The organism is Paraburkholderia sp. JHI869 (assembly GCF_038900775.1).
GTDB lineage: Bacteria > Pseudomonadota > Gammaproteobacteria > Burkholderiales > Burkholderiaceae > Paraburkholderia.
The window spans coordinates 124,087-137,443 of the sequence record NZ_JAYMSC010000019.1 but is presented as its reverse complement, the minus strand read 5'-3'; the positions used below and the strand labels follow the sequence as shown (position 1 = coordinate 137,443).

The following is a 13,357-nucleotide window of genomic DNA, read 5'->3' as shown; positions in this document are numbered from 1 at the left end:
GCTGCAGCGCGCCGCCTGCCCGCCTTGCAAAGCGACGCGCTTCTTCTGGCGCTAGCCTACAGCAGTTCGACGCCCATCGCCGTGGCTTCTCCGCCGCCGATGCACAGCGTCGCCACGCCACGTTTGCCGCCGCGCGCGCGCAACGCGCCGATCAGCGTCACGAGAATGCGCGCGCCCGAAGCGCCGATCGGGTGGCCGAGCGCACATGCGCCGCCGTTCACGTTGACCTTCTCGTGCGGCAGATCGTGGTCCTTCATCGCGGCCATCGTGACCACGGCGAAGGCCTCGTTGATCTCGTAGAGATCGACGTCGCTCGCCGTCCAGCCGGTCTTCTCGAAGAGCTTCCTGATCGCGCCCACCGGCGCCGTCGTGAACTTCGAAGGTTGCTGCGCGAAGGTGGCGTGGCCCGTCACGCGCGCGAGCGGCGTGAGACCGAGCTGCTTCGCTGTGGATTCGCGCATCATCACGAGCGCCGCCGCGCCGTCCGAGATCGACGACGAGTTCGCCGCCGTCACCGTGCCGGTCTTGCTGAACGCGGGCTTGAGCGTCGGGATCTTGTCGAGGTTGGCCTTGAACGGCTGCTCGTCACGCTCGATGGTCGTCTCGCCCGCGCGCGAAGGGACCTTCACCGGCGCGATCTCCCATGCGAACGAACCGTCCTCGTTGGCGCGTTTCGCGCGCTTGAGCGACTCGATCGCGAACGCGTCCTGGCGCTCGCGCGAGAAGTCGTACTCGCCCGCGCACTCTTCCGCGAACGTGCCCATCAGGCGGCCCTTGTCATAGGCGTCTTCGAGGCCGTCGAGGAACATGTGATCGAGCACCTGGCCGTGGCCCATGCGCATGCCGGCGCGCGCCTTCGGCAGCAGGTAAGGCGCGTTCGACATGCTCTCCATGCCGCCCGCGACGATCACATCGGCCGAGCCCGCCAGCAGCATGTCGTGCGCGAACATCGCAGCACGCATGCCCGAGCCGCACATCTTGTTGACGGTCGTAGCTCCTGCGGCGAGCGGCAGCCCCGCGCCGAGCGCCGCCTGGCGCGCGGGCGCCTGGCCCTGCCCCGCGGGCAGCACGCAGCCCATCAGGACCTCGTCGACCTGTTCGGGCTTCAACCCCGCGCGCTCGACGGCGGCCGCGATCGCGGCTGCGCCCAGCTGCGGCGCGGTGAGCGTCGCGAAATCGCCCTGAAAACCCGCCATCGGCGTGCGCGCCGCCGAAACGATCACGATGGCGTCCTGCTTTTGTGTCTCACTCATGTTTCTGCTCCTTGATGAATCTGCTTGAGTCTGCTTGAGTCCGTTCAAACCTGTTTGCCGCGCTCAGGCGACACGCACAGCCGGCGCGTCTTCACGCGAGAACCGTTCGGGGTAACACACGCGAAAGCGTATCGATGCGTCGTAGGGAAAACAGTCCGGCACCTCGCCCTCGATGAGCCTCGCGCGGCTCTCTTGCCAGAGTTCGGGCTCGAAGAAGTCTGCGTGATGCGCGAGAAATGCGCGCTTCACGCGCGGATCGCCGAGCAGGAAGGTGCCGTATGTCTCCGGAAAAATGTCGCGCGGGCCGACCGGGTACCACGGCTCGCCCGATAGTTCGTCTTCCTCATTACGTGGCGGCGGCACGGCGCGCACGTTGCAATCGGTGAGGTATTCGATCTCATCATAGTCGTAGAACACCACGCGGCCGTTGCGCGTCACGCCGAAATTCTTGTAGAGCATGTCGCCCGGAAAGATGTTCGCGCGCAGCAGGTCTTTCACCGCGTTGCCGTATTCGCGAATGCCGTGCTCGACATCGGCGTCGCTGCCGTTCTGCAGGTAGAGGTTGAGCGGCACCATGCGCCGCTCGATGTAGACGTGACGAATGACAAGATTGTCGCCCTCGTACTCGATCATCGAGGGCGCGAGTGTTTCCAGTTCGCGGACAAGCGCCTCGTCGAGCCGTGCGATGGGCAGCGCCACACTTGAATATTCGAGCGTGTCGGCAAGGCGCCCAAGCCGGTCGTGGCGCTTGACGAGCTGGTACTTCTGCACCACCTGCTCGCGCGTGGTCTCTTTCGGCGCGGGAAAGCTGTCCTTGATGACCTTGAAAACGTACGGAAACGAAGGCAGCGTAAACACGATCATCACCATGCCGCGTATGCCGGGCGCGACGATGAACGGGTCGCTCGAGTGCTTGAGATGGTGCAGCAAGTCGCGATAGAACAGGTTCTTGCCCTGCTTCTGCAGTCCGAGCGACGTGTAGATCTCGCCTTTGGCCTTGCGCGGCATGATGGTGCGCAAAAACTCCACATAGGCGGACGGCACTTCCATATCCACCAGAAAATACGAGTGCGAGAAGCTGAAGAGGATGAGCAATTGCTCGAGACGCAGCAGCACCGTGTCCAACGCGAGCTTGCCGTTTTCCACATGACGAATCGGAAGAACGAACGGTGCAAGCAGATCGCCGTTGATGATGCGCCCGACGATATACGCGCCTTTATGCCGGAAAAACAGCGACGAAAGCACGTGAATCTGGAAGTTCGGCTTGGGCTCGACCACGCCGAAGGTGTCGAGCATCGTCTGCATGATGCAGTCCACGTCGCGCCCGAGGTCCTCGAACGGCGTTTCCAGCTGGAAGTTCGTGACGATGCGCTCGAGCGTCGCGGCGAGCCCGTCCTTGCCCGGATAGTACGCGCGGTAGGTGGGCTTCGCGGCGGGTTCGTCGTTCTCGATGTATTCGGTCGAGATGGCGGGCCGCACGAAGATGAAATCGTTGTTGAAGTACGAGCGGTGCAGGATCTTGCAGCACACTGAGTTGAAGAACGTCTCCGCGCATTCGGGCTGCCGGTGCGTCGTAAGCAGGCCGATGTAGTGCAGCTTGATCTGCTGCCAGACTTCGTCGTCGATGCTCTCCGCGCCGTATTCGTCTTCGAGCGCGACCACGCACTCCTTCACGCGATCGTCATAGGAGGCGATGCGCTCGCGCGCAAGCTGCTGCAGCGCGCGCCAGTCGGCTGCCTCGAAGAACGTCCTCGCCCTCGCAGCCGCGTCGCAGAAGTTGTGGTAGTGACGGTTGAAACCGTCGAGCATGGTCTGCGCGACATCGAAGCCGATCTGCGAAGAAAGCAGTTTCGGGAAGTGTTTCATGGCGGCCATGCCCGTTTCGCACGCGCGAGCGTCAGGTTTTCGCCGGGGCGTCGCTTTCGTGCGCCGCGCTCTCGTGCGCCGCATTCCGGTCGAGCAGCGCGCGCGCCTGGGCCTCGTACTGAGCCAGGTCTTCGAGCGTCGCGTCGAGGTCCGCGCGCTGGCGCTCGAGTATCTCGCGGTGATGCACCACGGTGTCGAGGAACGCCTGGAGCTGCGGGAGCGTGTCGGTCGGCGATTCGTAGAGGTCGAGCAGCGTGCGGATCTCCGAAAGCGTGAAGCCGAGCCGCTTGCCGCGCAGCGTCAGCTTCAGCCGCGTGCGATCGCGCCCCGAAAAAACGCGCTTGAGGCCGCCCGCGCCTTCGCGGCTCGGCGCCAGCAGGCCCTGGTCCTCGTAGAAGCGGATCGCGCGCGGCGTTACGTCGAATTCCCGGGCAAGTTCGGTAATCGTGTACTGGATCGTCATGGTGTGCGAAAGGCGGCTGGCCCGGCGTCGCCTGCACGACGGCGCGAGGAAAGATAGAATCGACGTTTACGTTATCGTCAAGTACGCGGTTGCGCAACCGGCAAGACCGGACAGGAGAAGACACCCCCAATGAACGCCCTCGAACACCAGCTCGACTATCCCTACGCCGATACCCTGCCGGAGCCCGGCCTCGCCTTCGATGTCGCGCCCGGCGTGAAATGGCTGCGCATGCCGCTGCCGTTCGCGCTCGACCATATCAACCTGTGGCTGCTGCGCGACGAAATCGACGGCCAGCAAGGCTGGACCGTGGTGGACTGCGGCATCACCAACGACACCATCAAGGCCCGCTGGGAAGCCGTGTTCGAGAACCAGCTGGAAGGCCTGCCGGTGCTGCGCGTGCTCGTCACCCACTGCCATCCCGACCATATCGGCCTCGCGCACTGGATCTGCGCGGGCGGCGACAAGGCGCGCTGGGACGTGCGCCTGTGGACCACGCTCGGCGAATACATGCAGGCCCGCGTGATGGCGGCCGGCGACGGCTCGAACGCGGGCGGCGAAGGCGCCGCGCGCCATTTCGCGCGGCACGGGCTCACGGACGAAGCTTCGCTCGACAAGCTGCGCAGCCGCCGCGGCTACTACGGCAGTCTCGTGCCCGCGCTGCCCACGCAATACCGCCGCCTGCGCGAAGCCGATACCGTGGCGATCGGCGGGCGCGGCTGGCGCGTGATCACGGGCTACGGCCATTCGCCCGAACATTGCGCGCTGTTTTGCGAAGAAACCGGCGTGCTGATCTCCGGCGACATGGTGCTGCCGCGCATCTCGACCAATGTCTCCGTCTTCGACATGGAGCCGGAAGGCAATCCGCTCGGCCTGTACCTGGAATCGCTCGGCCGCTACGAAACGCTGCCCGAGAACACGCTCGTGCTGCCCTCGCACGGCAAGCCGTTCCGGGGCGTGCGCACGCGCATCGCGCAACTGCGCGCGCACCATGACGCGCGCCTCGCCGAAGTGATGGAGGCATGCGCTCGCACGCCGCAAAGCGCCGCCGACATCGTGCCGATGATGTTCAAGCGCGAACTGGACATCCACCAGATGACCTTCGCGATGGGCGAGGCGTTGGCGCACCTGAATCTGCTGTGGCTCGAGGGCAAGGTTACGCGCGCGACCGGCGCGGATGGCGTGATCCGCTTCACGGCCTGACTGGTTCGCGCGCACAAACAAAAACGGGCGGCCCGCAAGGAGCCGCCCGTTTTTACGTGGCGCGAGGCGTGAAATGCTTTAGTTCGAGCCGCCCGTGATCAGATCGGCGCCTTTCGGCCGCACGAACGTGAAAGTCGATGCCGGCAGCGACGGGTTCTTCTCGATGTTGGAGAACGTGAGCAGCGTCACGTTGCCGAACACGTCATGCAGTTCCATGGCCTGTAGGTTGCCATCGCGAAAGCCGATGCCCACGCTCTTGAATTGCGTGTCCTTCGACTTCGGAATCAGTTCGAGCCAGTCGATGCCGTTCTTCACGCCCGCATCGGAAAGCGTGAAGTTCTTGTCGAGATCGTTGCTGCCGAACAGGATGGCCGCCGGGCTCGCGCCGAGCGCGCCGCCAAGCTTGCGCTCGGTCACCTGGTTCAGGTCCTTGTCGTAGACGTAGAGGTTGTCGCCGTCCGACTGCAGCAGCTGCTGATACGGCTTCTCATACGACCAGATGAACTTGCCGGGCCGCGCGAACACGAACGTGCCGCTCGACGTCTTGGCGTTCATCGTGGCCGTGGCGATGGCGTCGCTGGCGTTCTTCGCGCCCGACGGCGCCTTCAGTTCGCGCTGCACGAAGCTGCCGCGCGCGGCATGGACCTGCGAGACGAACTGCTTCAGTTGATCGGTGCCGCTCGCATACGCCTGCGAGACCATCAGAACCGACGCGCCAAGCGCAAGGAAGAGCGCGCGGCGCGCGGTGCGCGCAAAGCGGGTCGGAAGTCCAGCCGGATACTGCATCTATTGTTCTCCAAGAGGTGTGTCTTTGGCCGTCGTGCCTGAGCCGTCGCCCGGCGCGGCCTATTCGGCGTCGCCGCGGTTGGGCACGAGGATCTCGCGGTTGCCGCTCGACGACATCGCCGAAACGAGCCCGGACTGCTCCATCTGTTCGAGCAGCCGCGCCGCGCGGTTGTAGCCAATGCGCAAGTGCCGCTGCACGAGCGAAATCGACGCGCGGCGATTCTTGATGACCACTTCGACGGCCTGATCGTACAGCGGATCGGACTCGTCGCCGGTGCCGCTGGTTCCCGCAGCCGACCCCTCGTCGCCCTCGCTCCCCACGGCACCTTCGAGAATGCCCTCGATATAGTTCGGCTCGCCCTGCTCCTTGAGCTTCTCGACCACGCGGTGGACTTCGTCGTCGGCGACGTACGCGCCGTGCACGCGCACGGGCATGCCCGTGCCTGGCGGCAGGTAGAGCATGTCGCCCATGCCGAGCAGCGACTCGGCGCCCATCTGGTCGAGAATCGTGCGCGAGTCGATCTTCGAGGAGACCTGGAACGCAATACGCGTGGGCACGTTGGCCTTGATGAGGCCGGTGATGACGTCCACCGAAGGCCGCTGCGTAGCGAGAATCAGGTGGATGCCCGCCGCGCGCGCCTTCTGCGCGATACGCGCGATCAGTTCTTCGACCTTCTTGCCCACGACCATCATGAGGTCGGCGAGTTCGTCGATCACGACCACGATATGCGGCAGCTTCTGGCACGGTTCCGGATCGTCCGGCGTGAGGCTGAACGGGTTCGGGATCTTCTCCTCGCGCTTGTTCGCCTCTTCGATCTTGTTGTTGTAGCCCGCGAGATTGCGCACGCCCAGCTTGCTCATGAGCTTGTAGCGGCGCTCCATCTCGGCCACGGTCCAGTTCAGCGCGTTGCCGGCCTGGCGCATATCGGTCACGACCGGGCAGAGCAGATGCGGAATGCCCTCGTAGACGCTCATTTCGAGCATCTTCGGGTCGATCAGGATCATGCGGACCTGCTCGGCACTCGCCTTGTACAGCAGCGAGAGGATCATCGCGTTGATCCCCACCGACTTGCCCGAGCCGGTCGTGCCGGCCACGAGCAGGTGGGGCATCTTCGCGAGATCGGCGCAAACCGGCTTGCCGCCGATGTCCTTGCCAAGACCCATGGTGAGCGCCGAAGGCGCATCGGCATAAACCGCCGAGCCCAGAATCTCGGAAAGACGCACGGTCTGGCGGCGCTGGTTCGGCAGCTCCAGCGCCATGAAATTCTTGCCCGGAATCGTTTCCACCACGCGGATCGAGACGAGCGAGAGCGAACGCGCCAAATCCTTCGCCAGGTTCACGATCTGGCTGCCCTTCACGCCCGTAGCCGGTTCGATTTCGTAGCGCGTGACGACGGGGCCCGGATACGCGGCCACCACGGCCACATCCACGCCAAAGTCCTTGAGCTTCTTCTCGATCAGGCGCGAGGTGAATTCGAGCGTGTCGTCGGAGATGGTTTCCTGCGTGGCCGACGCCGGGTCGAGCAGCGAGATGGCCGGCAGCGTCGAATCGCCCGGCAGGTCCTTGAAGAGCGGTACCTGGCGCTCTTTTTCCACGCGCTCGGAGCGCTGCGGCGTGACCACCGGCGGCACGATCGTGACCGGTTCGTGCTCCTCGATCTTCACGCGGCCGCGCTCGACCTTGCCTTCGCGCTTCACGGCCGCCGCTTCGCCGAGCTTGCGGTCGCGGCCCGCCTCGCGGCGCAGCCTGGCCATGGTCACGGCGTTGATGATGTATTCGCCGACTCTTTCGGCGACCGAAAGCCACGAGAAGCGGAAATAGAGCGAAAGACCGATAGCGAGCGCGATCAAGAGCGCGAGCGTGCCGCCCGTGAAACCGAGCGCGTGCGAGACGCCGCGTGCAACCGCGCCGCCCACCACGCCGCCGGGCGTCTGGGGCAATTGCACCTTGAGCGACCACATGCGCAGCGCCTCGATGCCGCAGCTCGACAGCATGACGAGCACGAACGACAAGGCTTCGGCGACCCAGCTGATGTCGCGCGGCTTGTCGTCGTCATCGTCGGCAATCGCCTCGTGGCGTGTGATGCGCTGGTAGTTCGCCGAGATGAGGCGCCCGAGCAGCACGATCCACCAATAGGCGGAAAGGCCGAACAGCAGCAGCAGGATGTCCGAGACGCGCGCGCCGACGCGCCCCGCCCAGTTCGAGATGTGGTCGACCTGGGCCGCGTGCGTCCAGCTCGGGTCGTGGCGGCTGTAGCTGATGAGCGCCATCAGCAGGAACACGCCTAGCGCGACCTGCAGGATCCAGCGAATTTCGGTGAAAAGGCGCGACATGCGGTGAGGCAATGCCTGCGCCTGCGCGGAAAAGGGAGCTTTGGCCATTGAATCCTGGGCTGATTCTTGATGCGTTTGCGGTCCGCCAGTCCTTCCGTATGCCCGAAACCCCGGGCAGACGGGCACGGCCGCCGTCGTCCGATCCGGCCTATTGTAAACGCGTTGTTTCGGCCCCGGCGGCCCCTCGCTGTAAATGACGGTAACTGACAACGGTGTGGAGCCGGTACCTGGGCCGCCGGGCCGCCCTGCCCGGCCTGCTGCCTGACCCGCAGTCAGCCCTACCGCCGACCCAGGCTATCGCCGCGATCAGTAAGCTTCATCGAGCGGGCATCTCCCCCCGCCTTTATAATTGCGGGCTGATGCCCAACTACATGCGTGAGCCCAGCCGCAACGCCGGGCGGCCCGAAGCCGGCCGCCCCGAAATCGCGCCACGCAGCGTCTTTCTACGGAATTCGATCATGTCTGCAACCAAACACGCCAAAGTCCTGATTCTCGGTTCCGGCCCCGCCGGCTACACGGCAGCCGTCTACGCGGCGCGCGCGAACCTTTCGCCGCTGCTCGTCACCGGCCTTGCCCAAGGCGGCCAGCTCATGACCACGACCGACGTCGAAAACTGGCCCGCAGACCCGAACGGCGTGCAAGGCCCCGAGCTGATGCAGCGTTTCCTCGAGCACGCCGAGCGCTTCAACACGGAAATCGTGTTCGATCACATCCACACGGCCAAGCTGAACGAAAAGCCCATCCGCCTGATCGGCGACTCGGGCGAGTACACCTGCGACTCGCTCGTCATCGCGACCGGCGCGTCGGCGCAATACCTCGGCCTGCCGAGCGAAGAGCTGTACATGGGCCGCGGCGTCTCGGCCTGCGCAACCTGCGACGGCTTCTTCTACCGCAACCAGCACGTCGCGGTAGTCGGCGGCGGCAACACGGCCGTTGAAGAGGCGCTCTACCTCTCGGGCATCGCCAAGAAGGTCACGGTCATTCACCGCCGCGACAAGTTCCGCGCCGAACCGATCCTGATCGACCGCCTGCTGGAGAAGGAAAAAGAAGGCGTGGTCGAGATCAAGTGGGAACACGTGCTCGACGAAGTCAAGGGCAACGAAGGCGGCGTGAACGGCCTGCGCATCAAGAACGTGAAGACGGGCGAGACCACCGACCTCGATCTGCAGGGTCTCTTCGTCGCGATCGGCCACAAGCCGAACACGGACATCTTCGAAGGCCAGCTGGAGATGAAGAACGGCTACATCATCACGAACGGCGGCCTGAACGGCAACGCCACCGGCACGAGCGTACCGGGCGTATTCGCGGCCGGCGACGTGCAGGATCACGTCTACCGCCAGGCGATCACGAGTGCGGGTACGGGCTGTATGGCCGCACTCGACGCGCAGCGCTACCTCGAGACCGTGAACGAGCTGGGCCAGGCGCACGTGATGAGCGCAGAAGCCGATCGCTAAAGCGATTCTGGCGCGCCGGCAACGAGGGCCGCGGCCAGCCAGCCGGCGGCCCTTTGTTTTTGCGGCGGCGTGCGCGTGAATGGCCAGCGCGTCGCCCGCCACTGCGCTCGTGTGAACAGCTAACGATCTACCCGCGGATTTACCCAGCGTCTTTCGCCATGCCCAAGAACGTGCCCCACCCGGGCGAGCCCAAGCGCCCCGCCGCCGCGCGCCCTGCTCCGGCGCCCACACCTGCTCCCGCTGCGGACGAAGCCGCGCCCGGCAAGACGGCCGCTGGCTTCGCCGGCCTCGGCAGCCTGCGCGACGCGCTCAAGGTGCAAACCCGCCAGCGCGAGCGCGAACGTGTGGCCGCGCAGGCGGCGCGCGTCGAAGCCGCCGTCGACAGCGACCTCTTTCGCCGCGAGATCGGCCAGGTCGCGCCGCTCAAGCAGCCCACGCGCGCGCAGCCGCGCCGCGAAGCACCGGTGCCGCTGCCGCTGCAAACGCGGCTCGACGAGCAGGCCGTGCTGCACGAAGCAATCTCCGACGAATTCGACCCTGAAGCGCTTCTCGATACCGACGATTCGCTGTACTACCACCGCCCCGGCATCAGCGAAGAAGTTGTGAAGAAGCTGCGGCGCGGCACGTGGATCGTGCAGGCGCAGCTCGACTTGCACGGCATGCGCCGCGAAGAAGCGCGCGAGGCGCTGCAGAACTTCATCCGTGAAGCGGGCAAGCGCGGGCTGCGCTGTGTGCGCGTGATCCACGGCAAGGGCCTCGGCTCCGTCGGCAAGGAGCCGGTGCTCAAGGGCAAGGTGCGCACGTGGCTCGTGCAGAAGGAAGAGGTGATTGCGTTCTGCCAGGCACGGCCGCACGACGGCGGCGCGGGTGCGGTGCTCGTCTTGCTGCAGCCGCATCCGGTCGGGCACGGGCAGCATCATCACTCGCCCTGATCGATCCTGTCATCGGCATGTCGATATGAAAAAACCCCGTTGCTGCTCGCGCAGCCAACGGGGTTTTTTGTCGCGCCGGAAAGACCGGCGAGCGGCGATCACGCAATACGCTCTTCCGTCTTCGGATCGAACAGCACAGCCTTCGACACGTCGAACAGCAGGTCCATGCTGTTGAGCGGCTGCGGGTTCGCACCCGGGTGCACACGGCTCACGATGCGCTTGCCGTTGACCTGTGCGAACACGAGCGTGTCCGGGCCGGTCGGCTCGATCACGTCGACCTGCACCGCATGGCGCTGCAGTTCGTGGCCGTGGCCGTCGTGCGAACTGCGCGCGTCGGTGATGCGCTCGGGGCGCAGGCCCAGCACCACGTTCTGGCCAATGTAGCTGCGCAGCTTGTTCGCCTCGAACGGCAGGTTCAGCACGTTGCGCGCCACGCCCGTGTCGAGTTCGATGCCAATGCCCGCGCCCTGCTCCACCAGCTTGCCTTCGATGAAGTTCATCGGCGGCGCGCCGATGAAGCCCGCAACGAACAGGTTCGACGGCGAATCGTAGATGTCCTGCGGCGCGCCGAACTGCTGCACGATGCCGTCCTTCATCACGGCGATGCGGTCGCCGAGCGTCATCGCTTCGATCTGATCGTGCGTCACGTAGACGATCGTCTTGCCCACGCGCTGATGCAGCAGCTTGATTTCCGAGCGCATCTCGATACGCAGCTTCGCGTCGAGGTTCGACAGCGGCTCGTCGAACAGGAACATGATCGGGTCGCGTGCGAGCGCGCGGCCCATCGCCACGCGCTGGCGCTGGCCACCCGAGAGTTGGCCGGGCTTGCGGTCGAGCAGATGCTGGATCTGCAGCATGCTCGACACGCGATCGACGATCTGCGTCTGCTCGGCCTTCGGCACCTTGCGGATGTTCAGGCCGAACGAGATGTTCTCGCGCACCGTCATCGACGGATAAAGCGCGTACGACTGGAACACCATCGCGATGTCGCGATCCTTCGGCGAGAGGTTGTTCACCACCTTGCCGTCCATCATGATCTCGCCCTTGGTCACGGACTCGAGACCGGCGATCATGTTCAGAAGCGTCGACTTGCCGCAGCCCGAGCCGCCGACCAGAATCAGAAACTGGCCGTCTTCGATGTCGATGTTCACGCCCTTGAGGACCGGGACCCCGTTCGGGTAGGTCTTGTAGACGTCGCGAATGGAAAGGCTTGCCATGCTATGAATCCTTTAATCGAATACGGGTTTTAGCCCTTCACCGCGCCCGCCGTGAGACCGCGCACGAAGTAGCGGCCGGCGATGACGTAGACGAGCAGCGTAGGCAGCGCAGCGATGATCGCGCCGGCCATGTCGACGTTGTATTCCTTCACGCCCGTGGACGTGTTCACGAGATTGTTCAGCGCCACCGTGATCGGCATCGAATCGACGCCCGAGAACACGATACCGAACAGGAAGTCATTCCAGATCTGCGTGAATTGCCAGATCAGGCACACCATGAAGATGGGCAGCGAGATCGGCATCATGATGCGCGTGAAGATCATGAAGAAACCGGCACCGTCGATGCGCGCGGCCTTCACGAGTTCAGCGGGCACGCTCACGTAGAAGTTTCGGAAGAACATCGTGGTGAACGCAATGCCGTACACCACGTGCACCAGCACCAGACCGCCGATCGTGTTCGAGAGGCCGAGGAAGCCTTCGAGACGCGCCATTGGCAGCAGGATGGCCTGGAACGGGATGAAGCAGCCCACCAGCAGCATCGTGAAGAGCCCGTCCGCGCCGCGAAAACGCCAGTGCGTGAGCACATAGCCGTTGAACGCGCCGATGATCGACGAGATCAGCACGGCCGGAATCACCATCTTCACCGAGTTCATGAAGAACGGCTGCATGCCGTCACAGCGCACGCCGGTACACGCTTCGCTCCATGCCTTGATCCACGGCGCGAAGGTCGGGCTCGTGGGCAGCGAGAGCATGGTGCCCGAGTGAATCTGGTCGAGCGACTTGAACGACGTCGACAGCATCACGTAGAGCGGGAACAGGAAGTACACCGCGAACAGGATCAGCGCCGCGTACACGACCACGCGGCTCACAGTCATCTTAGGCTGCATTGCGCGTGCTCCTCGATTCCAGATACATGAGCGGCACGAGCACGGCCACGACAGTGGCGAGCATCATCATCGACGAAGCTGCGCCGACGCCGAGCTGCCCGCGGTTGAACGAAAACGTGTACATGAAGATGGCCGGCAGCGACGACGACGTACCCGGGCCGCCCGCGGTCAGCGCGACGACGAGGTCGAACGTCTTGATCGTGATGTGGCACAGGATCAGCAGCACGGAGAAGAACACCGGACGCATGCTCGGAATCACGATCTTGCGGTAGATCGTGGGCAGCGTCGCGCCGTCCACCTGGGCCGCCTTGAAGATTTCGCTGTCCACACCACGCAGGCCTGCAAGGAACAGCGCCATGCAAAAGCCCGTGGACTGCCACACCGCTGCGACCACGATACAGAAAATGGCGCGGTCCGGATTGTTCAGCCAGTCGAGCTGGAAGCTCGTCCAGCCGATGCTGTGCATCACCTGCTGAATACCGAGATCGGGATTGAAGATCCACTGCCACGCCGTGCCCGTCACGATGTACGAAAGCGCCATCGGATAGAGGAACACCGCGCGCAGCGCGCCTTCCTGACGAATCTGCTGGTCGAGCAGGATCGCGAGGAACAGCCCGAGCGCCACGCAGATCGCGATGAACGGGATGCCGAACCATCCGAGGTTCTGCGCCGACGTCCACCAGACGTCGTTGGAGAACAGCTCGCGATAGCGGTCGAGACCCGCAAATTCATAGCGTGGCATCAGTCGCGAAGTCGAGAGCGACAGATAGCCGGTGACAAGAATGAAGCCGTAGACGAAAAAGAGGCTGATCAGGATGCTGGGCGAAAGCACCAGCTTCGGGATCCAGCGGTCTGCGAGCGCCGCCATGGGCGACGCGCGGCGGGTAGCAGGCGTGGCCGCCTTGCCGTTGCCGCTAAGAGAAGCAGTCACTGCGCAACTCCTGGTACGGTGCGAAAACAGCTTT

Annotated in this window: 11 protein-coding genes; 3 read left to right on the top strand and 8 right to left on the bottom strand. The window is 64.5% G+C overall.

The genetic code is table 11. The features are described from left to right. Window positions 1-56 precede the first annotated feature (56 nt). From VSR72_RS28070 to VSR72_RS28060, 3 genes are all read right to left on the bottom strand, one after another. The gene (locus tag VSR72_RS28070) at window positions 57-1,253 is read right to left on the bottom strand and encodes an acetyl-CoA C-acetyltransferase (RefSeq protein ID WP_342955603.1); all 1,197 of its coding nucleotides are present in this window, start codon (window positions 1,251-1,253) and stop codon (window positions 57-59) included. 63 nt (window positions 1,254-1,316) lie between these two features. Then, window positions 1,317-3,119 carry a bifunctional isocitrate dehydrogenase kinase/phosphatase gene (aceK, locus tag VSR72_RS28065; protein WP_342955625.1) on the bottom strand — a complete coding sequence of 601 codons (1,803 nt, stop codon included), beginning with the start codon at window positions 3,117-3,119 and terminating at the stop codon, window positions 1,317-1,319. Window positions 3,120-3,150: 31 nt separating this feature from the next. Next, on the bottom strand, window positions 3,151-3,582 hold the full coding sequence (locus VSR72_RS28060; protein ID WP_342955602.1) for a MerR family DNA-binding transcriptional regulator: 432 nt from the start codon (window positions 3,580-3,582) through the stop codon (window positions 3,151-3,153). Between the two features lie 129 nt (window positions 3,583-3,711). Here VSR72_RS28060 and VSR72_RS28055 point away from each other — a divergent pair, with 129 nt between their 5' ends. Further along, window positions 3,712-4,782, top strand: coding sequence for an MBL fold metallo-hydrolase (locus tag VSR72_RS28055; RefSeq protein WP_342955601.1), 1,071 nt, complete (start codon window positions 3,712-3,714; stop codon window positions 4,780-4,782). Window positions 4,783-4,860: 78 nt separating this feature from the next. Here the strand turns inward: VSR72_RS28055 and lolA are convergent, their stop codons facing one another. Together lolA and VSR72_RS28045 are read right to left on the bottom strand one after the other, a co-directional pair. Next, window positions 4,861-5,568 (bottom strand): outer membrane lipoprotein chaperone LolA, encoded by a 708-nt coding sequence (gene lolA, locus VSR72_RS28050; protein WP_342955600.1) that lies wholly within the window; start codon window positions 5,566-5,568, stop codon window positions 4,861-4,863. A 60-nt stretch (window positions 5,569-5,628) separates the two neighbouring features. Then, window positions 5,629-7,950 carry a DNA translocase FtsK 4TM domain-containing protein gene (locus VSR72_RS28045; protein WP_342955599.1) on the bottom strand — a complete coding sequence of 774 codons (2,322 nt, stop codon included), beginning with the start codon at window positions 7,948-7,950 and terminating at the stop codon, window positions 5,629-5,631. A gap of 410 nt (window positions 7,951-8,360) precedes the next feature. Between VSR72_RS28045 and trxB the strand changes: the two genes are divergently transcribed. Further along, the gene (gene trxB, locus VSR72_RS28040; protein ID WP_342955598.1) at window positions 8,361-9,356 is read left to right on the top strand and encodes a thioredoxin-disulfide reductase; all 996 of its coding nucleotides are present in this window, start codon (window positions 8,361-8,363) and stop codon (window positions 9,354-9,356) included. Window positions 9,357-9,514: 158 nt separating this feature from the next. Continuing rightward, entirely contained in the window at window positions 9,515-10,288 is a 774-nt protein-coding gene (locus VSR72_RS28035; RefSeq protein ID WP_342955597.1) for a Smr/MutS family protein, read from the top strand. A 98-nt stretch (window positions 10,289-10,386) separates the two neighbouring features. On the opposite strand, the gene ugpC is transcribed toward VSR72_RS28035, so the two are convergent. From ugpC to VSR72_RS28020, 3 genes are read right to left on the bottom strand one after another with little or no spacing between them, the layout of a single operon-like run. Further along, window positions 10,387-11,505 carry a sn-glycerol-3-phosphate ABC transporter ATP-binding protein UgpC gene (gene ugpC / locus VSR72_RS28030; RefSeq protein WP_342955596.1) on the bottom strand — a complete coding sequence of 373 codons (1,119 nt, stop codon included), beginning with the start codon at window positions 11,503-11,505 and terminating at the stop codon, window positions 10,387-10,389. Window positions 11,506-11,534: 29 nt separating this feature from the next. Next, window positions 11,535-12,392, bottom strand: coding sequence for a carbohydrate ABC transporter permease (locus tag VSR72_RS28025; protein ID WP_342955595.1), 858 nt, complete (start codon window positions 12,390-12,392; stop codon window positions 11,535-11,537). Next, entirely contained in the window at window positions 12,382-13,323 is a 942-nt protein-coding gene (locus VSR72_RS28020) for a sugar ABC transporter permease (protein WP_201695460.1), read from the bottom strand. The genes VSR72_RS28025 and VSR72_RS28020 overlap by 11 nt, the downstream gene beginning before the upstream one ends. Window positions 13,324-13,357: the final 34 nt, after the last annotated feature.